The 24,846-nt window shown below is 70.4% G+C and carries 29 protein-coding genes, 1 tRNA gene and 1 riboswitch; of the genes, 13 read left to right on the top strand and 17 right to left on the bottom strand.

Features of this window, described 5'->3' with window-relative positions; all coding sequences use genetic code 11:
• Positions 1–41: 41 nt before the first annotated feature.
• From ACFYY7_RS35120 to ACFYY7_RS35110, 3 genes are all read left to right on the top strand, one after another.
• A complete protein-coding gene (locus ACFYY7_RS35120) occupies positions 42–824 on the top strand; it encodes a peptidoglycan DD-metalloendopeptidase family protein (RefSeq protein WP_388667860.1) in 783 nt (260 codons plus the stop codon).
• Between the two features lie 302 nt (positions 825–1,126).
• The gene (locus ACFYY7_RS35115; RefSeq protein ID WP_388667859.1) at positions 1,127–2,026 is read left to right on the top strand and encodes a hypothetical protein; all 900 of its coding nucleotides are present in this window, start codon (positions 1,127–1,129) and stop codon (positions 2,024–2,026) included.
• Between the two features lie 157 nt (positions 2,027–2,183).
• A complete protein-coding gene (locus ACFYY7_RS35110; protein WP_388667858.1) occupies positions 2,184–2,663 on the top strand; it encodes a GNAT family N-acetyltransferase in 480 nt (159 codons plus the stop codon).
• Positions 2,664–2,804: 141 nt separating this feature from the next.
• On the opposite strand, the gene cpt is transcribed toward ACFYY7_RS35110, so the two are convergent.
• Positions 2,805–3,326 carry a chloramphenicol phosphotransferase CPT gene (gene cpt, locus ACFYY7_RS35105; protein WP_388667890.1) on the bottom strand — a complete coding sequence of 174 codons (522 nt, stop codon included), beginning with the start codon at positions 3,324–3,326 and terminating at the stop codon, positions 2,805–2,807.
• Between the two features lie 322 nt (positions 3,327–3,648).
• Between cpt and ACFYY7_RS35100 the strand changes: the two genes are divergently transcribed.
• Together ACFYY7_RS35100 and ACFYY7_RS35095 are read left to right on the top strand one after the other, a co-directional pair.
• Complete coding sequence (locus ACFYY7_RS35100; RefSeq protein WP_388667857.1) at positions 3,649–3,996, top strand: hypothetical protein; 348 nt, start codon at positions 3,649–3,651, stop codon at positions 3,994–3,996.
• 127 nt (positions 3,997–4,123) lie between these two features.
• Positions 4,124–4,693 (top strand): NADPH-dependent FMN reductase, encoded by a 570-nt coding sequence (locus tag ACFYY7_RS35095; RefSeq protein ID WP_388667856.1) that lies wholly within the window; start codon positions 4,124–4,126, stop codon positions 4,691–4,693.
• Between the two features lie 38 nt (positions 4,694–4,731).
• Here the strand turns inward: ACFYY7_RS35095 and ACFYY7_RS35090 are convergent, their stop codons facing one another.
• Positions 4,732–5,571 (bottom strand): alpha/beta fold hydrolase, encoded by an 840-nt coding sequence (locus ACFYY7_RS35090; protein ID WP_388667855.1) that lies wholly within the window; start codon positions 5,569–5,571, stop codon positions 4,732–4,734.
• 148 nt (positions 5,572–5,719) lie between these two features.
• Here ACFYY7_RS35090 and ACFYY7_RS35085 point away from each other — a divergent pair, with 148 nt between their 5' ends.
• A complete protein-coding gene (locus ACFYY7_RS35085; RefSeq protein WP_388667854.1) occupies positions 5,720–6,286 on the top strand; it encodes a MepB family protein in 567 nt (188 codons plus the stop codon).
• Between the two features lie 13 nt (positions 6,287–6,299).
• Here ACFYY7_RS35085 and ACFYY7_RS35080 read toward each other — a convergent pair whose 3' ends face one another.
• The 3 genes from ACFYY7_RS35080 to ACFYY7_RS35070 all read right to left on the bottom strand — a co-directional run bounded on the left by ACFYY7_RS35080 (position 6,300) and on the right by ACFYY7_RS35070 (position 9,155).
• On the bottom strand, positions 6,300–6,911 hold the full coding sequence (locus ACFYY7_RS35080) for a hypothetical protein (RefSeq protein WP_388667853.1): 612 nt from the start codon (positions 6,909–6,911) through the stop codon (positions 6,300–6,302).
• 133 nt (positions 6,912–7,044) lie between these two features.
• A complete protein-coding gene (locus ACFYY7_RS35075; protein WP_388667852.1) occupies positions 7,045–7,656 on the bottom strand; it encodes a TetR family transcriptional regulator in 612 nt (203 codons plus the stop codon).
• A complete protein-coding gene (locus ACFYY7_RS35070; RefSeq protein WP_388667851.1) occupies positions 7,653–9,155 on the bottom strand; it encodes an MFS transporter in 1,503 nt (500 codons plus the stop codon). Before ACFYY7_RS35070 ends, ACFYY7_RS35075 begins: the two co-directional genes overlap by 4 nt.
• Before the next feature lie 227 nt (positions 9,156–9,382).
• Here ACFYY7_RS35070 and ACFYY7_RS35065 point away from each other — a divergent pair, with 227 nt between their 5' ends.
• Entirely contained in the window at positions 9,383–9,685 is a 303-nt protein-coding gene (locus ACFYY7_RS35065) for a hypothetical protein (RefSeq protein ID WP_266732658.1), read from the top strand.
• Positions 9,686–9,744: 59 nt separating this feature from the next.
• Here the strand turns inward: ACFYY7_RS35065 and ACFYY7_RS35060 are convergent, their stop codons facing one another.
• Positions 9,745–11,169, bottom strand: coding sequence for a DUF445 domain-containing protein (locus ACFYY7_RS35060; RefSeq protein WP_388667850.1), 1,425 nt, complete (start codon positions 11,167–11,169; stop codon positions 9,745–9,747).
• 98 nt (positions 11,170–11,267) lie between these two features.
• Between ACFYY7_RS35060 and ACFYY7_RS35055 the strand changes: the two genes are divergently transcribed.
• Positions 11,268–12,524: an SGNH/GDSL hydrolase family protein gene (locus ACFYY7_RS35055; RefSeq protein WP_388667849.1), complete on the top strand. Its 1,257-nt coding sequence runs from the start codon at positions 11,268–11,270 to the stop codon at positions 12,522–12,524.
• A 93-nt stretch (positions 12,525–12,617) separates the two neighbouring features.
• Here the strand turns inward: ACFYY7_RS35055 and ACFYY7_RS35050 are convergent, their stop codons facing one another.
• The 4 genes from ACFYY7_RS35050 to ACFYY7_RS35035 all read right to left on the bottom strand — a co-directional run bounded on the left by ACFYY7_RS35050 (position 12,618) and on the right by ACFYY7_RS35035 (position 16,131).
• A complete protein-coding gene (locus ACFYY7_RS35050) occupies positions 12,618–13,328 on the bottom strand; it encodes a DUF1707 domain-containing protein (RefSeq protein WP_388667848.1) in 711 nt (236 codons plus the stop codon).
• A gap of 61 nt (positions 13,329–13,389) precedes the next feature.
• Complete coding sequence (locus tag ACFYY7_RS35045; protein WP_388667847.1) at positions 13,390–14,376, bottom strand: ATP-binding cassette domain-containing protein; 987 nt, start codon at positions 14,374–14,376, stop codon at positions 13,390–13,392.
• 32 nt (positions 14,377–14,408) lie between these two features.
• A complete protein-coding gene (locus ACFYY7_RS35040; RefSeq protein WP_388667889.1) occupies positions 14,409–15,266 on the bottom strand; it encodes an ABC transporter permease in 858 nt (285 codons plus the stop codon).
• Positions 15,267–15,330: 64 nt separating this feature from the next.
• Positions 15,331–16,131, bottom strand: a complete 801-nt coding sequence (locus tag ACFYY7_RS35035) for an ABC transporter permease (RefSeq protein WP_388667846.1) — start codon at positions 16,129–16,131, stop codon at positions 15,331–15,333.
• A 192-nt stretch (positions 16,132–16,323) separates the two neighbouring features.
• Here ACFYY7_RS35035 and ACFYY7_RS35030 point away from each other — a divergent pair, with 192 nt between their 5' ends.
• Entirely contained in the window at positions 16,324–18,801 is a 2,478-nt protein-coding gene (locus ACFYY7_RS35030) for a transglycosylase domain-containing protein (protein WP_388667845.1), read from the top strand.
• Here the strand turns inward: ACFYY7_RS35030 and ACFYY7_RS35025 are convergent.
• The 3 genes from ACFYY7_RS35025 to ACFYY7_RS35015 all read right to left on the bottom strand — a co-directional run bounded on the left by ACFYY7_RS35025 (position 18,795) and on the right by ACFYY7_RS35015 (position 20,000).
• Positions 18,795–19,115, bottom strand: coding sequence for a multidrug efflux SMR transporter (locus tag ACFYY7_RS35025; RefSeq protein ID WP_189545185.1), 321 nt, complete (start codon positions 19,113–19,115; stop codon positions 18,795–18,797). The two genes, ACFYY7_RS35030 and ACFYY7_RS35025, sit on opposite strands and share 7 nt — an antisense overlap.
• A 39-nt stretch (positions 19,116–19,154) precedes the next feature.
• A riboswitch (guanidine-III (ykkC-III) riboswitch) is annotated at positions 19,155–19,220 on the bottom strand.
• Between the two features lie 59 nt (positions 19,221–19,279).
• Positions 19,280–19,618 (bottom strand): co-chaperone GroES, encoded by a 339-nt coding sequence (locus tag ACFYY7_RS35020; RefSeq protein ID WP_030923137.1) that lies wholly within the window; start codon positions 19,616–19,618, stop codon positions 19,280–19,282.
• Positions 19,619–19,679: 61 nt separating this feature from the next.
• Positions 19,680–20,000, bottom strand: coding sequence for a DUF3618 domain-containing protein (locus tag ACFYY7_RS35015; RefSeq protein ID WP_356087043.1), 321 nt, complete (start codon positions 19,998–20,000; stop codon positions 19,680–19,682).
• A 140-nt stretch (positions 20,001–20,140) separates the two neighbouring features.
• Between ACFYY7_RS35015 and bcp the strand changes: the two genes are divergently transcribed.
• From bcp to ACFYY7_RS34995, 4 genes are all read left to right on the top strand, one after another.
• The gene (gene bcp / locus ACFYY7_RS35010; protein WP_266732642.1) at positions 20,141–20,608 is read left to right on the top strand and encodes a thioredoxin-dependent thiol peroxidase; all 468 of its coding nucleotides are present in this window, start codon (positions 20,141–20,143) and stop codon (positions 20,606–20,608) included.
• A 162-nt stretch (positions 20,609–20,770) separates the two neighbouring features.
• Complete coding sequence (locus tag ACFYY7_RS35005; RefSeq protein WP_388667844.1) at positions 20,771–21,397, top strand: HNH endonuclease; 627 nt, start codon at positions 20,771–20,773, stop codon at positions 21,395–21,397.
• Entirely contained in the window at positions 21,394–22,233 is an 840-nt protein-coding gene (locus ACFYY7_RS35000; protein ID WP_388667843.1) for an HNH endonuclease, read from the top strand. The genes ACFYY7_RS35005 and ACFYY7_RS35000 overlap by 4 nt, the downstream gene beginning before the upstream one ends.
• A 12-nt stretch (positions 22,234–22,245) precedes the next feature.
• Positions 22,246–22,320: transfer RNA gene (locus ACFYY7_RS34995), tRNA-Leu, on the top strand.
• Between the two features lie 53 nt (positions 22,321–22,373).
• On the opposite strand, the gene rdgB is transcribed toward ACFYY7_RS34995, so the two are convergent.
• From rdgB to ACFYY7_RS34975, 4 genes are all read right to left on the bottom strand, one after another.
• A complete protein-coding gene (gene rdgB / locus ACFYY7_RS34990; protein ID WP_388667842.1) occupies positions 22,374–22,976 on the bottom strand; it encodes an RdgB/HAM1 family non-canonical purine NTP pyrophosphatase in 603 nt (200 codons plus the stop codon).
• A 21-nt stretch (positions 22,977–22,997) separates the two neighbouring features.
• On the bottom strand, positions 22,998–23,390 hold the full coding sequence (locus ACFYY7_RS34985) for a hypothetical protein (RefSeq protein WP_266732638.1): 393 nt from the start codon (positions 23,388–23,390) through the stop codon (positions 22,998–23,000).
• A gap of 102 nt (positions 23,391–23,492) precedes the next feature.
• Positions 23,493–24,230, bottom strand: a complete 738-nt coding sequence (gene rph / locus ACFYY7_RS34980) for a ribonuclease PH (RefSeq protein ID WP_072484102.1) — start codon at positions 24,228–24,230, stop codon at positions 23,493–23,495.
• Positions 24,231–24,405: 175 nt separating this feature from the next.
• The gene (locus ACFYY7_RS34975) at positions 24,406–24,639 is read right to left on the bottom strand and encodes a glucose PTS transporter subunit EIIB (RefSeq protein WP_014156020.1); all 234 of its coding nucleotides are present in this window, start codon (positions 24,637–24,639) and stop codon (positions 24,406–24,408) included.
• Positions 24,640–24,846: the final 207 nt, after the last annotated feature.

Raw genomic sequence — 24,846 nt, 5'->3', positions numbered from 1 at the left:
CTCCCGTTCCGCCCTCTCCCCCCACACACACGGAGGCGACGATGCGTCGAAGCATCCGGGCCGGACTGGCCCTCCTCTTCGCAGGACTCGCGGTCATGGTTCCGGCGGCGTCGGCACATGCCGACGCCGTGGTGACGGTGAGCGTTCCCAGCGGTCTTCCGCTCCAGGTACGGTCCGCGCCAAGCCTGGGCGCCCAGGTGCTCGGCAGCCTCGCCAACGGCAGCAGAGTGACCATCCGCTGCTACGGCCGGGGCGACACCGTGGACGGCATCGGCGGCGCCACCAACATCTGGAACAAGCTCCCGAACGGTGGCTGGGTCAGCGACGGCTTCCTGGAGACCGGGTCGAACGCGCCGGTGGTGCCCGCCTGCTCCGGCGGAGCCCCGTTCAAGCTGCCGTTCCGGGCCGGCAGCGCGTACACCGTGACCCAGACCCCGGGCGAGGGCTACTCGCACAACGACGACTACAACCGGCACGCGGTCGACTTCGCCACACCCACCGGTACCCCGATCGTGGCCTCGGCGGGCGGCACCATCTACTTCGAGGGCTGGAACGGCGCGGGCGGCATCATGGCACTGGTCAACCACGGCAACAACCGATGCACCCAGTACGCCCACCTGAGTTCGACAATCATCGACGTCGGCGACTCGGTGGCCCAGGGACAACAGATCGGCACCTCCGGCGCCACGGGCAACGTAACCGGGCCGCATCTGCACTGGAACGTCGTCAACTGCGACAGCCAGCTCAGCCGCGAAATCCCCAACACCGTGGAGACCGGCACCAGTTACCCCACCGGCTCCGCGCCGGTGAGCCGGAACGGCTGACCGGCCCGCCCCTCGCCCCTCGGTCCCCGTACCCGCACCCCGTTCCCCCGCACCTCGTCCCCCGCTCCCACTGGGAGTCGGGGGACGAGGGCGCTTCCGGACCCTGCAGCGGGTGCCGCCAAACGAGTGCCTCCCGCGCCATCTCCTGGGCGCGGGGCCAGGACTTTCGGGAGACTGACGGTCAGTGCGGTGGTGCCCCTTGAACAGTTCTTATCGAGAGGCGATTTCCGGCCACAACACAACACCCCTTACCCTGCGATACATCGGTCACCAACGGTCGGCCGGGACAGAAGGGCGACACCATGACCTCCGAGACCAGCACACTGGTCACCATCGATGCCACAACTACCTTGCTGGAGGCGGAACTTCCGCGTCTGGAGCAGCACCAGCAGAGTCTGGAGAAGGAACTCGCGACCGTCACCGAGCGCCTGGAGTCGGTGCGTACCGCGCTGACCGCGCTGCGTGCCCTGGCGGGCACCCCCGTCACCGCCCCCGCGCCCACCGCGGGTACCGACGCTTCCGAGGACGTCAAGGCCGCTGACGCCGCGACCGCCGACGCCGCAGAGGCCGCCGGCGCCGGGGTTGCGAGCGTACCCGTTGCCCGGATTCCGCAGCAGGCGCAGGATTCCGTGGACTCCGTCGTCCAGGCGGAAGCCCCGCAGGAGCAGGCGGCGACCACCCCCGCACGCCGCACCGCCCGCAAGGCGCCCGCCGCGCCCAAGGGCCGCAAGCAGGCCGCCGCCAAGCCGAGGGCTCAGCGCGGCCAGGCCAAGAAGGCTGCCGCCAAGCCCGTCGAGGAGGTCAAGGACGCCGAGGTCAGCAAGCCCGCCGAGGACACGGAGTCCGCCGCACCCGCCAAGGCGACCAAGGCCACCAGGTCGGTCAAGGGCACCAAGTCCGCCGCACCGGCCAAGGAAGCGAAGGCGACCAAGGCCGCCAAGCCCGCGAAGGCCCGTGCGCCGAAGAAGGCCGCGACCGCCGCACCGGCCGCCGACGACAGCGGCAGCCTCACCGAGCTGACCATGAAGGTGCTCGCCGAGTCCGGCGACACCCCCGTCCGCGCCCGCGACGTGACGGAGGCCCTGGGGCGTGAGCTCACCCCCAACGGCATCAACACCGTTCGCAGCACCCTGGACCGGCTCGTCGCCACCTCCCGGGCCCACCGCGCCGGCCGGGGCCTCTACCAGGCCCCCGCGAACTGACCCTGTCCCCAGGGAAGTTCGCTGGATGCCCGGTACCGCCACCTCGGCGGCACCGGGCATCCCGACGTTGTGAATCGCGAGGCGGCGGGAACGCGGCGAAGGCAGCGGGGCGGTTATTCGTTCGATGCGGCTGAACATCGGTCTATAAGTTGCCCGCATGTCTTCATCACTGCGGCTCGAAAGGGTCACGGCGGACAACGTCGAGGCCGCCTGCCAACTGAAAGTACGACCGGACCAGGACGGACTCGTGAAGCCGGTCGCCTGGTCGCTGGCTCAGGCCTACACCACCCCCGACATCGCCTGGCCCCGGTTGATCTTCGACGGCGAGCAGCTCGTCGGCTTCGTCATGGCCTTCTTCGACGTCCGGTTCTACCCGGACGATCCGAAGGACACCAGGCTGCGCTCCGGACTCTGGCGGCTGAACATCGCCGCCGATCAACAGGGCCGTGGGTACGGCCGTTTCGCCGTGGAAGCGGTGTGCGAGGAGATCCGGCGGCGCGGGCAGACGCGTGCGACCGTGACCTTTGTTCCCGGTGAGCACGGCCCCGAGCAGTTCTACTTCAGGCTCGGGTTCCGGCTGACCGGGGAGAAGGCCGAGGACGAGGTCGTCGGTGAGCTGGAGCTCGGCGACGCGTAGCGCCCGCCACACGGCAGTGCCCATCGTGACGGGCGGCGCTGTGACGGGCGGCGCTGTGACGTGTGGCGCTGTGCCGCGTGGTGCTGTGACATGTGGCGCTGTGGCCGGAAACGATCAGTGGAGGTGGTGGGCCGGGGCCCGTCACTTGGTGTGAGCTGCGATGATCCGCGCGCACTCCATCGCTCCGCTCCGCGTGGTGTCCACCTCCAGGTCGTAGGTCACGCCCTGGTGGACCACGTCCGCCTGTGAGGCCGCCATGCCGGGTACGCGGTCGCCCCGCGCGGCCTCGCGGGCAGCGGCGACGGCACTGTCGCACCGGACTCCGACCCACAGCACCCGGAGTCCACCGAGCGCCTTCTGCCACCGCTGCTGGGACGCCGGGCCGCCGAGGAACACCTCGTCCGCGATGACCGCGGCACCGGCCCTGGCCATCGCGGCGATCCCCTCGATCCAGGCCGCCTCCAGCGCACGGAACCCGTGGCCCACGACCACCTCGCCGTCCGGAGCGAAATCGATGCCCGTGTCCGACTCACTCATGGACGCGGGCATCGCCTCGATCAGTGTGTCGACCCCGAAGGTCAGCCACGGGTCCGGCAACACCCTCTGAAGGCACCTTGCAATGCTGGACTTCCCCGAGCTGGAGCCACCGTTGAGCACGATCATCTGTGTCTTCACCTGGCCACACTATGACCTGCCGGCGAGACGGATGGAGGCATCGCCGCCGAACGGACCGGCCCGTCCCGGGCCGACGACCGACGACCGACGACGGTCGGCCGACGGCCCACCCGGCCCGCCCGGCCCTCGGCGATCGGCATGGTGGTCAACACGGTACGACCGGCTCATGACCCGCATGGCCGTCGGCAGAACCGATTCAGCAGCTCACGTCCGGGTGACGGAACCCCTCGTTCGACCGTAATCGCAGGTCAACGGCAAAGACTTTGGCCGTCCTCGGCCGTATCTGATCACCGCACAAGGAGTTCCCCCCATGCGTCTTCGCTCCACCGTTGCCGCCGCCTTCGGCGCGCTCGCGCTCATCGTCGCCGTGCCGGCCTCGGCCGACGCGGCCACCGGAGACTTCTCGTACACGTACTCCGGTCTCGACGGATCACCGCAGATCGGCTTCCTCCTGGACCCGCCGAGCCGGGTGTGCATCACGCTTCCCGAGGTCGCCGACCCCAACTCGTCGAACCCCGCCCACACTCCGTGGAACTTCACCGACTCCAGCGCGACGGTCTTCAGCGGTCCCGGCTGCGAGGGCGACTACTTCACTCTCCGGCCCAACGGCGGTCACGCCAGCAGCCGGCTGAAGCTCCGCTCGGTCGTCTTCAGCTGATCCCACCGCACCGCAGGCCGCACCACCCGACCCCCACCCCGGTACGAGCCGCCCCGCGCCCGTGCCGGGGTGGTGTCATGTACGGGGGCGCGGGAATTAGGCGTGGGCTCCCGCGAGTTGAGCGAGCATGCCCACTCAACCTGCCATCCTCCTGCTGTCCGGAAGCCTGCGCAGCGGCTCGTCCAACGAGACCGTGCTGCGCACCGCGCAGGCCGTAGCGCCTGCGGGAGTACGGACCGTTCTCTACGACGGCCTCGCGGCGCTCCCGCACTTCAACCCCGACGACGACGTGGATCCGCTGCCGGCTCCGGTGGCGGAGCTGCGTGCGGCGATCGACGACGCGGACGCCGTCCTGGTCTGTACGCCGGAGTACGCGGGAACCCTGCCGGGGACGTTCAAGAACCTGCTCGACTGGACGGTCGGCGGCACCGAGATCTGCGACAAGCCGACGGCCTGGGTCAACGCCGCGGCACCCGGGCGCGGCCAGGGCGCGGAGGCCACACTGCGTACGGTGCTGGGCTACACCGGCGCGGACATCGTGGAGCCGGCCTGCGTACGGCTCTCCGTGGACCGCGACGCGGTCGGACCGGACGGGATCATCACCGATCCGGGCGCCCGTGAGCAGCTGGGGCAGGTGCTCGGGCTGCTGACGGGGCGGGCCGCGGAGGTCGAGCGGGAGAGGGCGGGGCAGGGGTAGGCGAGGCGGGGGCGGGCCCGATCGGGGCCCGCCCCTTCTCAGCTCGTCAGGCTCTTGCGCAGTGCCTCGGCGAAGCCCGTCGGGTCGCCCAGGAAACCGGCGTGGTCGCCGGGGAACTCGACCGGGCGGATACCGAGCAGTTCCGCCAGCACGACGGACGTCCGGTACGTGATCAGCCCCTGCGAGGCCGCGCCGATCCCGACGAGGACCCGGGTCGGCGCGGCCGTCAGTGCGGCGATGTCGGGTACGTAGCGGGCGGTGCCCCGCAGGTCGTGGCCGAAGAAGCGGGCGCTGTTGGCGAGGTCCTGCGCCGTGGGCTCACCGAACGGCCCGGCGGGGGCGCTCTCGCCGCCCTCGGCACGACCCCCGCCCTCCCCGCCCTCGTCGGCGAATCCGGCGCCGGCCATGAACTTCATCCAGGCCGCGCCCTGGCCCTCCTTGTGGAAGGTCTCGATGATGTCCTCGGTCATCGCGCGTTGTTCGGCCGCGTCGGGAAGGAGCTCCATGACGGGCGGCTCGTGCGCGACCAGCGTCCGTACCCGGTCGGGGTGCCGGGCGACGAGTGCCAGCCCGGTCACCGCGCCGCCACTGCTCCCGAACACATCGGCCGAATCGGCCCCGAGCGCGTCCAGGATCGCCGCCACGTCGTCCGCCCGCCGGTCGGGGACGGTGTCCTCGTCGGGGTCGTCGAGGGTGCTGCCAGAGATGCCCCTCGGGTCGTGCGTGACGACGGTGTGGTCGCCCGCGAGCGCGTCGGCCAGCGGTGCGAAGGCCTCGGCCTCCATGGGTGATCCCATGACCAGCAGGAGCGGTCCCGCGCCGCGCACCTCGTAGTGCAGGTGCGCGCCGGGGACTCGAAGGGTGTGGGTGGCGGTCATGCCGGTGGTCCTTCCTCGATCGGCGCCCCGCGGTCGCGGTGCCGTTGTGGTGACAGAGGTAGGACCCCGGCCGCTGCGAAAACTCATCGCCCGGCCGCCTGTCCGCTTGTGGCACAACGGTGGGACAGCTGCTGACAGAATGGGGTGAATGGCAACACTCTCCGCTCCTCCGCCCGATGCCCGGCCTCCCGAGCCCTGGCCGGACGGCGCGTTCCTCCACGCCGGTCTCCTCGCGGCGAAGGCACGCGTCTACGACCCGAGCGGGCTCGTGTGCACGCGGCCGGTGCCCGAGGCGGAGAGCGCCGAGTACGGGGCGCACGAGTTCACCGTGGACGGCTCCGCCGTCCGGTTCCGGGTGGCCCGGACCACCCCGGCCAAGGCCGGTCAGTTCGTGACGGTGTGGAAGCGGTCCGCCGGTGGCGGGCCGATCCGGCCCTACAACTCCGGGGACCCCGTCGACCTCTTCGTCATCAGCACCTGCGACACCGACGGCTTCGGACAGTTCGTGTTCCCGCGAGCCGTGCTCCGCGAGCGGGACATCGTGTCGACGGACGGGGTCGGCGGGAAGCGCGCGTTCCGCGTCTACCCGCCGTGGGTGGCGACGACCAGTCGCCAGGCCGGCCGTACGCAGGAGTGGCAGGCGGAGTACTTCCTGCCGGTCCCGGACGGCGGGGCCGCCGACCCGGACCGGTGCCGGGCGCTCTACCGGCCGTGACCGCGGCGGCCGGTCAGCGGTAGTCCTCCGGGTGGCCCTGCATCCAGGTGTTGATGCGGTCGCGGGTGCCGATCAGTTCGGAACGGTGCTTCTCCAGGTTGTCCGTGGAGGTGTCACCGTTCAACGTCTTGCGCAGGGCGGCGATCCGGGCGATCGGCTCCTTGAAGTGGCCGGGGCCCTGCGCGTCCGCCTTCATGGCCTTGTCCAGGCCGGCCAGTTCGTCGTGGACCCGGCCCAGGAAGTAGGCGCAGTTCGACGATCCCGGGGTGCAGTTGTCGTTCAGCGTGGCCTGGAGGCCCGCGAAGGCGTCGCGTACGGCCACCGGCCTGTTGCGCTCCGCCTCGGCCGCCTCCGCCGCCTCCGCGTTCTCTTCCGCCTCGTCCTTGGCGTCCTTCGCCGCCGCGGCGTCGTCGGCGGCCTTGGACGCGGCTGCGGCGTTCGCGGACGGCGCCACGTAGGGAACGTCACCGCCCGGCCCCTGCGAGGTCTCCGCGCCCGAGCAGCCCACCAGGAACGCTCCGAGAACCACCGCCGTGACCACGGCCGTTGCCGCGCCACGTGCATCGGTACGGACGGAACGGCTGGAACCGATCGAACGGATGGAGCGGATGGAACGGATGGACATGAGGCCCCCCTCGTCAGATGGCCCAGACCATACCTTCCCACCCGGTTCCACGGCCTGGTCCCCACCGGGAACCGCAGATCAGGAACCGCCGATCAGGGTCTGCGGATCGGGGTCTGCGGATCAGGTCTGCGGATCAACGACCGTCGATCAAGGACTGCAGCGCGGGGGCGTACAGGTCCGCGATGTGTTCGGCGGTGGCGTCCGCGCCGGCGCCTTCGCGGTGGAGGCTGAGGGTGGCGCCGAGGCCGAGGAGGTGGCCGGCGATCAGTTCGGCGCGCAGGGCGCGTTCGCGGCCGGGCAGGCGGGCGGTCAGGGCGTCGGTGACCTGTTCGTGGAAGCGGTCGCGGAGCAGGGAGCGTTCGTCGCGGTTGCCGAGCGAGAAGACGACGCGCAGCAGTGGGTCGGACTGCAGTTCGCGGCGGCGGTTCACCAGTGTCACGACCATGTGGCGGCCCAGGGCGGCGAGCGGCGCGTCGAAAAGTTCGGCGGCGGCGGGGCCGAAGTCGGCGACGGTGTTGAAGAGTTCTTCCTTGCGGCCGAAGTGCTTGACCACCAGGGACGGGCTCACTCCGGCATCGGCCGCGATCCCCCTGATGGTGACCTCGGCGTACGGGCGCTGCGTGAACGCCCGGCGGGCGGCGCGCAGGATCGCGTCCCGGCCGCTGCCCGAGTCGCCGGCGGGCCGGGCAGAAGAAGGGGCCGAAGACGGGGTCGGGGCCGGTGCGGTGGCCTGGCCGCTGGTCATGCGCCCTCCTGGATCGGCGTCGTCCGCGCACCGCCCTTCCGGTCGGCGGGGACGTCACGGTGCTCTTCGACCGTACCCGTCGCGGGCGTCCGGCCGCCCGGCAGGCACAGGGTGACCAGCAGCGCCGCCAGCGCCGCGCCCCCCGCGATCAGGAAGACCAGCTGGTACGCGTGGAGCGTCGGGGCCGTTCTGCCGCCCACCCGGAACGTGATGTTGGCGAGGACCGCCGCCACCGTCGCGCTGCAGAACGCCTGCCCGATCGACCGCATCAGTGTGTTGAGGCCGTTGGCCGCACCGGTCTCGCTCACCGGGACGCCCCGCATGACCAGCGCGGGAAGTGCCGAGTACGCGATGGCCGTGCCCGAGGCGACGACCGTCGCACCGGCGATGATCAGCCAGAGGTTGTGGCTGGTGAAGTACCGCACCACGTATCCGGTGCCGATCACCCCGGCCGCCAGCGCCAGGCTGACCTTCGGGCCGTACTTCGCGGAGATCCGCGCCGAGACCGGTGAGAGCACCACCATCATCACGCCGCCCGGCAGCAGGCAGAGGCCACTGACGACGAGCGAGGCGCCCAGCCCGTACCCCGTCTCCTTCGGCTCCTGCACCATCTGCGCGGTGACCAGGGAGTTCGCGTAGAAGGCGAAGCCGATCAGCAGGGCCGCGATGTTGGTGAGCAGGACCGCCGGGCGGGCCGAGACCCGCAGGTCGACCATGGGCGACGCCACCCGGAGCTCGTACGCGCCCCAGATCAGCGCCACGACGACGGCCGCCACCAGCAGGCCGACCGTCCGGGCCGAGGTCCAGCCCCAGCCGGCGCCCTGGGTGACCGCGAGCAGCAGACAGACCAGGGCCCCGGACAGCCCCAGCGCACCGAGGGCGTCGAAGCGGCCACGGGTGCGGAGCGGGGATTCCGGTACGCACCACAGCACCAGCGCGATGTCGATGACGCCGATCGCACCCGAGACCCAGAACATCGTGTGCCAGTCGAAGTTCTCGACGACGAGGGCGGCGACCGGCAGCCCGATCGCCGCGCCGATGCCGAGCGTCGAGCTCATCAGCGCCACGGCGGACAGCACCCGCTCGGGCGGGAGTTCGTCCCGCAGGATGCTGATGCCCAGCGGCAGGACGGCGAGCGCCGCACCCTGCAGGGCGCGGCCGGTGATCAGTACCCCGATGTGGGAACTGACCGCGCACAGGACCGAGCCCACCACCAGCACCAGGAGCGAGGCGACGAGCACCCGCCGCTTGCCGTACATGTCACCGACCCGGCCCAGGACCGGCGTGAAGACGGCGCCGGTGAGCAGGGTGACGGTGACCAGCCAGCTCGCGGCGGCCGGGGTCGCGCCGGTGAGGGCCGGGATGTGCGGGAGCAGCGGGACGACGATCGTCTGCATCACCGCGACCACGACACCGCAGAACGCCAGCACACCGACGGCGAAGCGGGGGTGCGGCGCCTCAGCGGTGGCGGTGGTCGGGGCGGGTATGTCCGCGGGCATGGCTCTCCGTACGGTGCTCGGCTGCGAGGGCGTCGTGCGGGGCGCGGGAGCGCGACGCGGGGGTGCACACACGTTCACCCCCAGGGTAAACGCTTGTGCACCCCCTCCGCGACCGGAAACCCGGGCGCCGCGTCGGTCCCGGAGCGGCGTCGCGTTAGCCTCGGAGACCCGGGCCACAACCCTCCTGGAGCCCGGATCACATGAATGAGAAGGCGAAGGTGGCAGCGATGGCGAAGGTTCCGGCAGCGGCGGTGGCGGCGAGCGGGCTGGTCGGCGGGTACGCCGTCGCGCGGTGGACCAGGAAGCGGCCGCTGGGCGGGGTCGCCCTCGCCGCCGCGGGCACGGTCGCCGCGTACGAGTGGAACCGGCAGGCCGGACCGCGCGCGGCCGCCGGGCTGACCGCGGCGTACGTCGCCGCGTTCGCCGGTTCGCACCCGCTGGCCAAGAAGGTCGGCGCCTGGCCGGCCGTCTTCGCCGTGGCGGGCAGCATGGCCGCCGCGTCGTGGGCGGTCACCCGCCGGGCCGCCTGAAGCACGAACGAGGGCGGGGGCTCCGGAGAGCCCCCGCCCCTGCTGCTGCCCGGACTCCGCTACGCGCCCAGCGCCCACGACACCGTGTAGATCAGCAGGCCCGCCAGCGCACCCACCACCGTGCCGTTGATCCGGATGAACTGGAGGTCGCGGCCGATGTGCGCCTCGATCTTCTTCGACGTCTGGTCCGCGTCCCAGCTCGCGACCGTGTCGCTGATCAGCGAGGTGATCTCCGCACGGTAGGTCGTGACGACATAGACCGCCGCGTCCTCCAGCCAGCCGTCCAGCTTCGCCTGCAGCCGGCCGTCCGTCGCCAGCCGCGCCCCCAGCGACATCAGTGAGGCCCGCGCCCGCAGCCGCAGCTCGCTCTGCTCGTCCTCCGCCGCCGCGATGATCATCGTGCGCACCGACGACCAGGCCGAGGCGATGACGTCCTGGACCTCACCGCGTCCCAGGATCTCCGACTTCAGCCGCTCCACCCGGGCCCGGGTGTCCGAGTCCGTCTGGAGGTCCGCCGCGAAGTCCGTCAGGAACGTGTCGATCGAGGCGCGCGCCGGATGCCCCGGCATGTCCCGCATCTCCGTGACAAACCGCAGCAGCTCCTTGTAGACCCGCTCCCCGACCCGCTTGTCGACGAACCGCGGCGTCCAGCCCGGGGCCCCGCCCTGCACCGCGTCCATCACCGAATCGCCGTGCAGCACCAGCCAGTCGTGGGCGCGCACGCAGATCAGGTCCACCACCCTGCGGTGGCCGCCGTCCGCGACGATCTTGTCCAGCATCTTGCCTAGGCCGGGACCGATCTCCGCCGCGTCGGCCCGCCGGGTGATCGCCTCCCCCACGACGGCCTGCACATCCGAATCCCGCAGCACCTTCAACGCCCCGCGCAACGCGGTCGACAGCTCGGCGGTGACCCGGTCCGCGTGCTCCGGCTCGGCCAGCCAGGCACCGACGCGGCGGCCGACACCGAGCGCGTGGATACGGCCCCGCACGACATCACCGGAGAGAAAATTCTCGCCGACGAAGGAACCCAGGGACGCCCCGAGCTGGTCCTTCTTGGTGGGGATAATGGCGGTGTGCGGGATCGGCAGGCCGAGCGGACGCTTGAACAGCGCCGTGACGGCGAACCAGTCGGCCAGCGCACCGACCATCCCCGCCTCGGCGGCCGCGGCGACGAAGCCCGGCCAGCCGCCCACACCCGCGTTCTTCGCCCAGGTGGCCAGTACGTACACGAGCGCGACCAGCAGAAGGAGGCCCGTGGCCGTGGTCTTCATCCGGCGTACACCGCGCCGCTTCTCCTCGTCGGCCGCGGTGTACGCGAACGAGGCCAGCGGGGCCGGACGGCCACCCGGCCGCGCCGCACCCGCCGCCCGTCCCCCGGCACGCTCCTGCTGCCGCGCGGCCTCTTCCCCGGCTCCGGTCCGGTCGATCCGTTCCATCCGCTCCACCCGTCCGCGTACGCCTCGCCCCCGGTGTCCCGTACGCATTGTCCCTACCTGACCTACTCCCGGGCCGCACGTCGAGTTCCCGACGCCCTGCCCCATCATGGGATCAGTCCGATTGATCATGAGGAGACACACCGCCCATGCCCAGGCGCCAGGGGTACGCCCTGCTCATCGCCCTCGTGGCGGGCACCGCCGCGCTCGCCGCCGCCGTGGCGTTCGCCGGCTCCCTGCTGTTCTCCGGCACCGGCACCGGCACCCGGCCGAAGCCGGGGGCCGTACCCGACCCGCGGTCCGTGGCCCGTACGCCCGCCGCACCCGCGCACTCCACCGGCCTCTGGGCCGCCACCTGGACCGCGGCCCCCGTCACCGGGGTGACCGACTCGTACAACAGCAGCGCCCTCAACCGCCGCACCGTCCGTAACGTCGTGCACACCAGCATCGGCGGCGACGCGGCCCGCATCACCCTCTCCAACGCCTTCGGCACCCGTCCGCTGGTCATGGACCGCGTCACCGTGAACACCCGCCCGGTGACCTTCGCCGGCGCCGCCACCGTGACCGTGGCGGCCGGCGGGCAGATCGTCAGCGACCCCGTCACCGTCCCGGTCCCCGCCGATTCCGACCTCGTCGTCACCCTGCGCACCCCCACCGCCCAGGGGCCCGTCACCGTCCACGAGCGCAGCCACCAGACCTCGTACGTGGACACCGCGTGGGGCACCCGGCGGACCGACGGCTGGCGCTACCTCACCGCCGTCGACGTGCACACCCGGACCGCCGCCGGAACGATCGCCGTGATCGGTGACTCCCTCACCGCGGGCACCGGCTCCTCCCTCGACACGAACAGCCGCTGGCCCGACGTGCTCGCCGACCGGCTCGGCGGCCGGTACGGGGTGGTCAACGCGGGCATCGCGGGCAACCGCATCCTGCGCGACGGGCGCGGCGTACGGGCGAGCGCCCGATTCGACCGCGACGTACTGGACGTCGCCGGAGTGAAGACCGTCGTCATCGCACTCGGCATCAACGACGTGCAGCAGTCCCCGCAGGAGACCGACCCGCAGCGCATCGCGGACGGCCTGCGCGCCATGACCCTGCGCGCCCACGCACGCGGACTCCAGGTCGTCGGGGCGACGCTGATGCCGTACGAGGGGTACGCCACCTGGACCCCCGGGAGCAACGACGTACGGGAACGGGTCAACGCGCTGATCCGGGCGGGCGGGATCTTCGACTCCGTCATCGACTTCGACGCGGCGGCCCGTGACCCCTACCGCCCGACGCGACTCCTGCCGGCCTACGACAGCGGCGACCACCTCCACCTGAACGACGCGGGGTACCGGCAACTGGGCTCGATGGTGGACCTGACGACGCTGGTGCACGAGCAGCCCACGTCCGACCAGCTCTGACGGGCAGTGTCGCGTCGACGAGCGGCACCCCGGGAACACCCCGGGCCCCGGGAACACCCGGAGCCCCACGGGCGCCCCGGGGCTCCGCCCCTCTCAGTCCGACGGACCCTTCTCCAGCCGGCCGCGTCCGCTCCCGCGCTCCCCGTCCAGCTCCCGCTGCCGGTCCCGCAGCCGCTCCAGCTCCGCGTCCCTCAGCCGCTGCCTCTCCGCCTTGCTCCGCTTACGCTCCACACCGACGCCGCCCAGCAGCGCGAGCCCGGTGATCCGCACCCGAGGGGAGTCCGGCGACGGGACCCCGTCGTCCTTCGAGCGCTCCCCGAAGCCGCCCATGATGCCGATCCCCCGGACCTCGACATTCAGCTCCGGCGGAACCGTCACCTGCATGCCGCCCATGAGCGCGAAACAGCGGATGACCACCTCGCGGTCCTCGAAGTTCGCCTCCCGCAGATCGATCTCACCGCCGCCCCACATCGCGAACGCGGTGAACTTCCGGCCCACCGTCCAGTTCCCCCGGCGACCGAACCCGCCCCAGATCGCGAACGCGCCGCTCGACGTGGCGGGCTTGCCGATCCGGTCCGCCCACCGCTTCTGCGACCCGGTCCGCGCCGGAGCCGCCCCCACCGGGGCCACCTCGACGCCCGGCGCGGGAAGATCCCGCACCAACGGCTCCAACTCCCCATGCGTACGGGCCTTGTAGGCCGCTTCGAGCCGCTGCTCGAACTCCTCCATCTCCAGCCGGCCCTCGGCAACCGCCTCGCGCAGGGTCTCGGCGACACGCTCACGCTCGGAATCGGAAGCACGCATTTCCGGAAGGTCACTTGTCATACCGCGAAGCCTATTGAACGTCCCCGCCCCCGTCCCAGCCCTACATGCCGCCGGCCGACTCATACATCTTCGCGATCACCGCCTCGATGTCCGGCTCCCGCACCGACAGGTCGACCAACGGGTAGTCCGCGGCGATCCGCGCGACCAGCGGAGCGGCCGACTCCGACGCCGGGAAGGCCAGCCACTGCCGCGGCCCCTCCACCTTCACCGTACGGACCGACGGCGCCGACTCCAGCCGGATCGGCGGCAGTTGACACTCCAGATCGACCACCAGCGTCCGCTCGCTCTCGCCCACCTCATGCAGACCGGCGAGGGCCCCGTCGTACATCAGACGGCCGTGGTCGATCACCATCACACGCTTGCAGAGCTGCTCGATGTCCGTCAGATCATGGGTCGTGAGCAGCACCGTCGTACCGCGTTCGGCATTCAGATCCCGCAGGAAGCCACGGACCCTGGACTTGGAGACCACATCCAGCCCGATCGTCGGCTCGTCCAGATACAACACCTCGGGATCGTGCAGCAACGCCGCCGCGATGTCACCGCGCATCCGCTGCCCCAACGACAACTGCCGCACCGGAGTGTCCAACAGCTCGCCCAGATCGAGGAGTTCGATACAGCGGTCCAGGTTCTCCCGGTACCGCGCGTCGGGAATCCGGTACATCCGGTGCATCAGCCGGTACGAGTCGCGCAGCGGCAGATCCCACCACAACGTGGTGCGCTGACCGAACACCACACCGATCCGGTGCGCCAGCCTCGTACGCTCCCGCGAAGGGTCGATGCCCGCCACCCGCAGCCGGCCACCGCTCGGGGTGAGGATGCCGGTCAGCATCTTGATCGTGGTCGACTTCCCGGCGCCGTTCGGACCGATGTAACCGACCATCTCGCCGCGCGCGACGCGGAAACTGATCGAATCGACCGCCCGTACCTGCCGGCGTTCACTGCGCATGAATCCGGTCTTGCGACGCACGTCGAAGACCTTCTCCACCTGGTCGAGCTCGATGAAGCCGGAGGGGGTTTCCGCGTCCATGTCCGATGCCCTGTCCCGTTCGTAGTTGTGGTTCAACTTCCTGTACTGCGGTACGCGCGCAGCCCCGAGCGCCAGCCCAGACCGGCCGGCAGCCAGCACAGAACCGCCACCACCGGCGGCAGGAACGCCACCCAGACCGGCAGATCCAGCGGGTAGTCCCGGCCCAGCACGTACAGCGCGGGCAGCCAGTTCACGAAGGCCAGCGGCACCACGAACGTCACCCCGCGCACCAGGTCCTTCGCGAAGACCGACGGCGGGTACTGGAGCAGTGTGTTCCCGCCGTACGTGAAGGCGTTCTGCACCTGCGAGGCGTCCTGCGCGACGAACTGGAACGCCGCCCCCGCCACGAACAGCGCCCCGAAGACCGCCGCCCCGCTCAGCACCATCATCGGCATCATGGCCACCTTCAGCGGCGTCCACTCGATGTCCAGCGTCACCAGCGCATACCCCAGCACCAGCACCCCCTGGATCACCCGCCCCAGCCTGCGCAGCGCGAACTGGTCCGCCGCCACCTGGGCGAGCACCGGGACCGGCCGCACCAGCAACGTGTCCAGCGTGCCGTCGCGCACCCGCGCGCCCAGCCGGTCCATCGAGCCCAGCAACAGATCGGCGAGACCGAACGCGGTGCCCGCCACCCCGTACAGCAGGGCGATCTCGGGCAGTGTGTAGCCGCCCAGCCGGTCCACGTGCGAGAACATCAAAAGGATCGAGACGAAGTCGAAGGCGGTCGCCGCGAAGTTCCCGAACGCCATCATGGCGAACGAGGCGCGGTACGCCATCGTCGAGCGCAGCCACATCATCGCGATCAGCCCGTACGCCCTGACCCCCTCGACGAACCGGGACCGCTCGGCGAACACCGCATCGGGCCAGTCCGCGGGACGGCCGCCCAGCCCGTCCGCGGAACGACCGCCGGGCCCGTCCGCCGCCCCGGCCACCTCCACCGCACCGGTCGTGTCAGCCACCCTGGACCACCACCCTCCTCGTCGCCACCGACTGCACCATCCGCCCCACCAGCAGCAGCGCCAGCGCCCAGCCGGCCTGGAAGGCGTACGCCCCCACCAGCTCCCGGCCCGGGTACTTGCCCAGGAACACATCGGCCGGCACCTGGAGCAGCGACGACCACGGCAGCGCCCGCGCTACGTCCCCCAGCACCCCGGGGAACAGCGTCAGCGGAAGCAGCATCCCGGAGAAGAACATCCCGGCCAGCCAGGACATCTGCGCCATCCCCGCCCCGTCCAGCAGCCAGAACGCGGAGAGCGCCACCAGATAGCGGATCGCGAAACTCACCACGACGCCGAGCCCCACCGAGACCAGGAAGGCCACCCAGACCCCCGGCGAGGCCGGCAGCGCCAGATCGAAGGCGAGCGACCCCACCAGCATCGGCACGATGCCCCGCCCCAGCAGATGGAACGCGGCCCGGCCCAGATCGCCCGCCAGCCACCACAGTTGGAGATCGACGGGCCGGTAGAGATCGACCGCCACGTCGCCGGTCCTGATCCGCTCGATCAGCTCGTTCTCGAAACCGCCGCCCATCATGGAACAGGTCATCAGCAGCGCCTGCCCCAGCCAGACATAGCTGAGCGCCTGGGACATGTCGTAACCACCGAGCTGCGGCCGCTCGTCCCACAACGCAACATAGGTGTACGCGAGGATGAACCCGAAGACGGTGTTGGTGAAGACTCCGGCCGCCGTGGCGGTCCGGTAGGTGGCAAAGCGCCGGAACTGTCCCGCTGCCACCACCGCGTAAAGCCGCACCGCACACACCCCCCATCGCCGGGTGCCCAACGGCTTTGGACACCAAAGCGCAAGACCCTAGTCCAGCGGGGACGGCCGCCGCGACCGCTTTTCGGGGGTCGATCCGGGGTCGATCCAGGGTCGATCCGGTGCTTATTCCCCAGAAAAGGGCACTATGAGGGAACTGACCGCGGCCGAGGAGTCTGCACGGACATGAGCGACGACCCACAGCAGCCGAGCGGGGAGAACGAACCCCGGGGCTGGGCTCCCAGGGACCCGGCCGCCCACAATCCCGAGACGCCCAGGCAACCCAAGCGGCCCAAGCAACCCAAACGCCCCAAGCGCACCGGATGGCGCCGCGCCATCCCCACCTGGCGCATGGTCCTCGGCGCCGTCCTCTTCGTCGCCCTGCTCCTGATCGGCGGCTTCATCGCCGGCTACCAACTCGTCGACATCCCGCCCGCCAACGCCAGCGCCACACTCCAGTCCAACGTCTACCTCTACAAGGACGGCAGCGTCATCGCCCGCTCCGGCGAGGTCAACCGGGAGAACATCCAGCTCGCCCAGGTCCCGCTCACCGTCCAGCGCGCCGTCCTCGCCGCCGAGGACCGCGACTTCTACTCCGAACGGGCCGTCGACCTCAAGGCCATGGCCCGCGCCGCCTTCAACACACTCACCGGCAAGGGCAAGCAGGGCGGCTCGACGATCACCCAGCAGTACGTCAAGAACTACTACCTGGGCCAGGAACAGACCCTCGTCCGCAAGGCCAAGGAGTTCTTCATCGCGGTCAAGCTCAACCGCGAGGAGTCCAAGGACCAGATCTTCGAGGGCTACCTCAACACCAGCTACTTCGGCCGCAACGCCTACGGCATCCAGGCCGCAGCCCAGGCCTACTACTCCAAGGACATCGGCGAGATCACCACCGCCGAGGGCGCCTACCTCGCCTCCCTGCTCAACGCCCCCAGCGCGTACGACGTCGTCGTCCACCCCCAGAACAAAGCCGCCGCCCTCGCCCGCTGGAACTACGTGCTCGACGGCATGGTCAAGGAGAAATGGCTCGGCCCGGCCGAACGCGCCGCCATGAAATTCCCCGTACCCGGCAAGGTCAAGCCCTCCACCGGCCTCTCCGGACAGCGCGGCTACATCGTCCAGGCCGTCGACGACTACCTCACCGGCAACGACGTCATCGACGAGGACACCCTCGCCGCCGGCGGCTACCGGATCACCACCACCCTGGAGAAGAAGAAACAGAACGCCCTCGTCAAAGCCGTCGACGACAACGTCATGTCCCAAACCAGCCCCGACCGCGAGGCCGACCGCAACGTCCGCGTCGGCGGCGCCTCCATCGACCCCGCCACCGGCCGCGTCGTCGCCATGTACGGCGGCGTCGACTACACCAAGCAGTACGTGAACAACGCGACCCGCCGCGACTACCAGGTCGGCTCCACCTTCAAACCCTTCGTCTTCACCTCCGCCGTCGCCAACCGCTCCACCACCCAGGACGGCCGGCGCATCACCCCCAACACCATCTACGACGGCACCAACAAACGCATGGTCCAGGGCCCCGACGGACCCACCGGCTACGCCCCCGCCAACGAGGACGACATCAGCTACGGGCCCATCACCGTCTCCGAGGCCACCGACAAGTCCGTCAACGCCGTCTACGCCCAGATGGCCGAGGACGTCGGCCCCGCCAAGGTCAAGCAGACCGCCATCGACCTCGGCCTCCCCGAGAACACCCCCGACCTCACCGCATACCCGTCCAACGCCCTCGGCGTCGCCACCGCCAGCGTCCTCGACATGACCGAGGCGTACGCCACCCTCGCCAACCACGGCCGGCACGGCGCGTACGTCCTCGTCGACCGGATCACCAAGGACGGCGAGAACCTCGACCTCCCCGACGGCAAACACACCGAGCAGGCGGTCAGCCGCGAAGCCGCCGACACCACCACCTCGATCCTCCGGAGCGTCGTCGAGAGCGGCACCGGCACCGCCGCCCAGGCCGCCGGCCGCCCCGCCGCCGGCAAGACCGGCACCGCAGAGGAGGACAAGGCGGCCTGGTTCGCCGGCTACACCCCCGACCTCACCACCGTCATCGCCGTCATGGGCCAGGACCCCGGGACCGGCGTACAGAAACCGCTGTACGGGGCACTCGGACTCGCCCGCATCAACGGCGGCGGCGCCCCCGCCCAGACCTGGGCCCAGTACACCGAGGCCGCCCTGCGGGGCACCACGGCCACGGACTTCGACCTCCAGCTGGAGAGCGGCGCCGAGGAACCCGCCCCGCCCACCGCCGAGGAAACCAACCCCGAGAGCACCGGAACACCCTCCGAGACCACCTCCAGCACCCCGCCCAACACCCCCGGCACCACCCCGCCCACCACCCCGTCGATCCCCGGCAGCAGCGAACCGGCCACCGGAGGCACCGACACCGGAGGCACCGACACCGGCAGCCCGACCGACGGCACCACGGGCAACGAAGGCGGCGACAACGGCGGCGGCGGTCCGGGCGGGTACAACGACGGCGGAGGTCCGGGCGGCTACGACGACGGCGAGGGGCCGGGCAGGTACGACGACGGCGAGGGGCCGGGCAGGTACGACGACGGCGAGGGGCCGGGCAGGTACGACGGTGCCAGGAGCGACAACGAACTCCTCCCCGGCACCCGGGGCACACCGGCCCCGCGTCAGTGACCCGAGGTCGCCTTCAGCCCCACGACGGCGACCAGCAGCAGACAGACGAAGAAGATCCGGGCCGCGGTCACCGGCTCGTTCAGCACCACCATGCCCAGCACCGCCGCACCGGCCGCCCCGATCCCGACCCACACGCCGTACGCCGTACCGATCGGCAGCGTCCTGGCCGCATGGGACAGCATCACCATGCTCGCCACGATCCCGAGACCCGTGAACACACTCGGCCAGAGCCGGGTGAACCCCTCGGTGTACTTCATCCCGATCGACCAGGCCACTTCCAGCAGACCGGCGACAACAAGCAGAACCCAGGCCATGACAGCACCTCCGACAAGGCAGAACACGCGAACAGAACGGGTGCGTCGTCTTTTCGAAACCCGGTACGGCGCGTCTCGTCGGGGGTCACCCCACCGTAGCAAAGAACATGCAAAAGGCCTGGTGACACCGGTCACCAGGCCAAGCACACAGCTACGGACAGGGGCTACAGATAGAGCCCGGTCGAATCCACCGACCCCTCGAACCGGTCCGCCGCCACCGCATGCAGATCCCGCTCACGCATCAGCACGTACGCCACCCCGCGCACCTCGACCTCCGCACGGTCCTCGGGGTCGTACAGCACCCGGTCCCCCGGCTCCACCGTCCGCACGTTCTGGCCCACCGCGACCACCACGGCCCAGGCCAGCCGACGGCCGACCGCCGCCGTCGCCGGAATCAGGATGCCGCCACCGGAACGCCGCTCGCCCTCGGGCGTATCGGACCGGACCAGCACACGGTCGTGCAGCATGCGAATGGGCAGCTTGTCGTCGGTGTTCTCGCTCACGCCCCGCAACCTACCTGCCCGCCGCGCCCGCACGCCCCTCCGGGGGTGCACGGACCGCGCGTCACCTCTTGCGACGCCGCTTCGACGCCACGACCAGACCCACGACACCCACCGCGAGCAGCGCCGCCGGAATCACCCGCTCCAGACGCGGGGCCCCGTCCTCGGACACGAACTGTGCCTTCACGTCCGACACCGCCCGGTTCACCGCGACGAACGCCCGCCCGGCCGTCCGGTCCACGGCCTCGGCGGCCTTCGCCTTCATGTCACCCATGATCGTATCCGGGTGCACCCGCACCCCGATCTCATCGAGCACCACCGCAAGCTGCTCACGCCTGCTGATGATGTCCGCCTCGATCTGCGCAGGGGTCCTGGCATCCGACACTGCGCCGCCTCCGTGGTCGTCGTCCGGTAAACCTTCATCGAAACCTTCATCGACAGTCTGTCAGCTCGACCGCCCGCGCACCCGGCGGCACCCCTATTACGCTCGGTCCCGTACACCCCACGTGCCACCCGAGGAGAACCATGAGCGAGCGACTCCAGCCCGGCGACACCGCCCCCGCCTTCACCCTGCCCGACGCCGACGGCAACGAGATCTCGCTCGCCGACCACAAGGGCCGTAAGGTCATCGTCTACTTCTACCCGGCCGCCCTCACCCCCGGCTGCACCAAGCAGGCGTGCGACTTCACCGACAACCTGGAGCTGCTCACCGGCGCCGGGTACGACGTCATCGGCGTCTCCCCCGACAAGCCCGAGAAGCTCGCCAAGTTCCGCGAGAAGGAGAACCTGGAAGTCACCCTGGTCGGCGACCCGTCCAAGGAGACCCTTGAGGCGTACGGCGCCTTCGGTGAGAAGAAGCTCTACGGCAAAACGGTGACGGGCGTCATCCGCTCCACGATCGTCGTGGACGAGGAGGGCAAGGTCGAACGCGCCCTCTACAACGTCAAGGCCACCGGCCACGTCGCCAAGATCATCAGGGACCTCGGGATCTGAGCCGGGTTCCCGCCTGTCCCCAAAATGGCCTGCGCCGCTTCAGTCCCGACCGAAGCGGCGTAGGCCATTCCACATCTTGTCGGATATCGGACGTGACTCTCCGATAAACGCCTCGTTGATCCGTGCGAGGCTGCGAACACGCGGCCGGATGCGGAGGGGAACGTGACGGCTCGATACACCCGCGAGTTACTCGAAGAGGCGGCGCGGGAGACCACGAACACGAACGATGCGGTCCGCTGGTGCGGGGGCGCACCGACACCGGGGAGCCGGAGCTATCTGCGCCGGAAGATGGCCGAGGCGGGGGTGGACATCTCACACTTCGTCGACACAAGCGTGCGCCACACCGAAGAGATACTGCGTGAACTCGTCGCCCGCTCCAAGAGCATGGCCGAAGTGGTGCGCAGGCTGGGCATCAGCCCTGTAGGCGGTAACCAGGCGCACATCAGCCGTCGCGTGGCCAAGCTTGGCATCGATACGTCACACTTCCCGCGTACGTCTCCACGCAGGCCCAAAGGGGCTCGGGGGAACCCGCTGACTCTCGGCTCGTCGTCCGACGGCAGGATTCCCGGCCAACGGCTGCGTCGCGAGCTGATCCGCAGCGGGGTTGAGGATTCCTGCGCCGACTGCGGCAACGGCGGGGAGTGGATGGGCCAACCTCTCCGGCTCGAAGTGGATCACATCAACGGTGACTGGTGGGACAACCGCCCGGAGAACCTCCGACTCCTCTGCCCCAACTGCCATGCCGCGACCGACACTTACCGCGGCCGCAAACGCAGGAGGGCAGCATGAGCGACCAGAACAACTACCCTCGCGACCTGCTCGAACGAACCGCGGCCACAGCGACCAGTCTCGTCGACGTCCTGCGCCGCCTCGGTGCGCCGCTGGGCAGCAGATCGCTGCGTTACGTGCGTGACCGGCTCAAGCACTACGGCATCGACACGTCCCACTTCGCCGAGGAAGCCCTGCCGAGCCGAGGGCGCCGCGCGTACCCGAAGGAACTGCTCACCGAAGCAGCCGCCCGCTCGCGCAGTATCCGAGAAATATTCGAGCACATGGGCCTGCCCCCGAGCGACAGCCCTTACGGCTACCTGCGCAGAAGAATTGACCGTCTCGGCATCGACACATCCCACTTCACGAGCGGACGGAGGTACGGGACACCTTCCCCCCCACGCCACGAACTGTCGGCTGCCGTCGCTGCGTCCCGCAGCCTGGCCGGCGTCCTCAGAGCCCTGGGACAGGTCGACAACGGCGGCGCCCGTGCCCGACTGAAACGGGACATCAAGGCATATGGCCTGTCGACCTCCCACTTCTCCGGGCAGGGCCATTGCCGCGGCACGCGCTCCCCATACCGCAAGACTTCAGCCGAGATCCTTCGGCTCCAGAAGGCCGGGGCATCCCGAACGAGAACAGCCCTCCTGCGAAGAGCACTCGACGACATCGAGGTTCCTCGCAGATGCGCAAGGTGCGGAACCGGTGAGACGTGGCGAGGGAATCGCCTCGTTCTGGAGATCGACCACATCAACGGCGACCGGCTCGACAACCGCCTGGAGAACCTCCAGTACTTGTGCCCGTCCTGCCACAGCCAGACCGGAACTTTCTCGAACCGGCACAGAATCGCACAGTAGAGTGGGGTCGATGGGTCCGTACCCCAGCTGGCCAGAGGGCGCCGGTTTAGGTCCGGTGTGTCGTGGGTTCGAGTCCCACCGGGCCCACAGACACAGAGTGGCCGTCACCTTCGTTTCGAAGGCGACGGCCACTCGTCGTCTCACCCCACCAACTCCCGCACAACCGGCACCAACGCCCGGAACGCCTTGCCCCGGTGGCTGATCGCGTTCTTCTCCGCCGGGGTCAGTTCCGCGCAGGTGCGGGTTTCGCCCTCGGGCTGGAGGATCGGGTCGTAGCCGAAGCCGTTGGTGCCGGACGGGGTGTGGCGCAGGGTGCCCAGCAGGCGGCCCTCGACCACGCGTTCCGTGCCGTCGGGGAGGGCGAGGGCGGCCGCGCAGGCGAAGTGGGCGGCGCGGTGGGGCTCGTCGATGTCGGAGAGCTGGGCCAGGAGCAGGTCCAGGTTGGCCTTGTCGTCGCCGTGGGTGCCGGCCCAGCGGGCGGAGAAGATGCCGGGGGCGCCGCCGAGGACGTCCACGCAGAGGCCGGAGTCGTCGGCGATGGCCGGGTGGCCGGTGGCCTTGGCCAGGGCGTGGGCCTTGAGCAGGGCGTTCTCGGCGAAGGTGACGCCGGTCTCCTTGACGTCGGGGACGTGCGGGTACGCGTCCGCGCCGACGAGCTCATGGGTGAGGCCGGCGTCGGCGAGGATCGCGTGGAGTTCGGTGATCTTCCCGGCGTTGCGGGTGGCGAGGATGAGGCGGGTCATGTCACCCAGTATCGGGGGTGGTCAGGGGGTGCAGACCTTGCCGATCTCCGTGGCCGCGTCGGTGACCGGGGTGATGTCGGGGGTGGCGTCGCCCTTGTCGATGGAGTCGCGGACGTTGCCGACGCCCGCCTGGAGGTCGTCGACGGCCTTGCTGAGGTCGGCGTTGTCGGTCTTGTCGCCGAGGTTGCCGAGTTCCTTCTCGATCTCGTCGAGGGCCTCGGATGCCTGGGTGGGGTCACTGGTGGCGTTGGAGACTGCCTGCTGGAGGTTGTCGACGCTGGTGGCGATGGCGTCGGCGGTGCGGACGCAGTCCAGTGCCTTGTCGACGGCGCCGCAGCCGGACGCGGCGGTGAGGGCGAGGGCGGTCAGGGTCAGCGCGACGGTGATGCGGCGGTGGCGGGTGGCCTTGGCCATGGTGCGGTTCCTCCCCGGTTGCGGATACGCGGACGGGCGCACGGTTCGACCCGTGCGCCCGTATTCGTAACGACGCTCTGTGGTGCGTATTTGGTTGCTTCTTTACTCGCCCAGGGTGCGGGCGAGCGCCTCGTGCTGGATGACGGTGAGGTCCGCGCAGCCGGCCGTGGCGAGGTCGAGGAGGGCGCCGAGCTCCTTACGGTCGAAGGGGGTGGCCTCGGCAGTGCCCTGGACCTCGACGAAGCGGCCGTCGCCGGTGCAGACGACGTTCATGTCGGTCTCGGCGCGGACGTCCTCCTCGTAGCAGAGGTCGAGGAGGGGGGTGCCGTCGACGATGCCGACGCTGATCGCGGAGACGGTGTCGGTCAGCGGCTTGCGGCCGTGCTTGACGATCTTCTTGTGCTGGGCCCAGGTGACGGCGTCGGCGAGGGCGACGTAGGCGCCGGTGATGGCGGCGGTGCGGGTGCCGCCGTCGGCCTGGAGGACGTCGCAGTCCAGGACGATGGTGTTCTCGCCGAGGGCCTTGTAGTCGATGACGGCGCGCAGGGAGCGGCCGATGAGGCGGCTGATCTCGTGGGTGCGGCCGCCGATCTTGCCGCGTACGGATTCGCGGTCGCCGCGGGTGTTGGTGGAGCGGGGCAGCATGGAGTATTCGGCGGTGACCCAGCCTTCGCCGCTGCCCTTGCGCCAGCGCGGGACGCCTTCGGTGACGGAGGCGGTGCAGAAGACCTTGGTGTCGCCGAAGGAGATGAGGACGGATCCTTCGGCGTGCTTGCTCCATCCGCGTTCGATGGTGACGGGGCGGAGCTGTTCGGGGGTGCGGCCGTCGATACGAGACATGGCGTCGACTTTATCGGGTGCGGCGGTGGCGTCCGTTCGAGTGCGTCGCAGGGCCCGTTCGGGTGCGCCACAGGCCCCGTCCGGGTGGGCGGGGCCTGTACGGTGCCGGGCGGCCGGGTCGGCGGGGGGCCGGAAACGGCCGGGCGGCGGGCTCAGCGGAGGGCTGGGCGGCCGGTCACATCATGTCTTCGATGTCGGCGGCGATGGGGTCGGCGTCGGTGCCGATGACGACCTGGATCGCGGTGCCCATCTTGACGACGCCGTGGGCTCCGGCGGCCTTGAGGGCGGCTTCGTCGACCTTGCTCGGGTCGTGGACCTCGGTGCGGAGGCGGGTGATGCAGCCTTCGATCTCGTCGATGTTCTCGATACCGCCGAGCCCGGCGACGATCTTCTCAGCCTTGCTGGCCATGGCCTTCTCCCTGGTTCTTCACATGCGTGCGACGGCCCACCCTGGGTCCGTTTCGTCACCGTAACGCACGTTTGGCCCAGCTTCGCGAGCGGGTGGCTGGACCGTCCCCAATGATGACGATCACCGGTGCCCTGTCTTCCAGGCGGGTTACGCACCGTACCTCAATTGGTCTACACCAGTCTGCAACGACCGCCGACCGCGCCCTGT

This window comes from Streptomyces sp. NPDC001933, assembly GCF_042890955.1.
In the GTDB taxonomy this organism is placed as follows: Bacteria; Actinomycetota; Actinomycetes; order Streptomycetales; family Streptomycetaceae; genus Streptomyces.
This window is presented reverse-complemented; position numbering and strand designations above follow the sequence as displayed.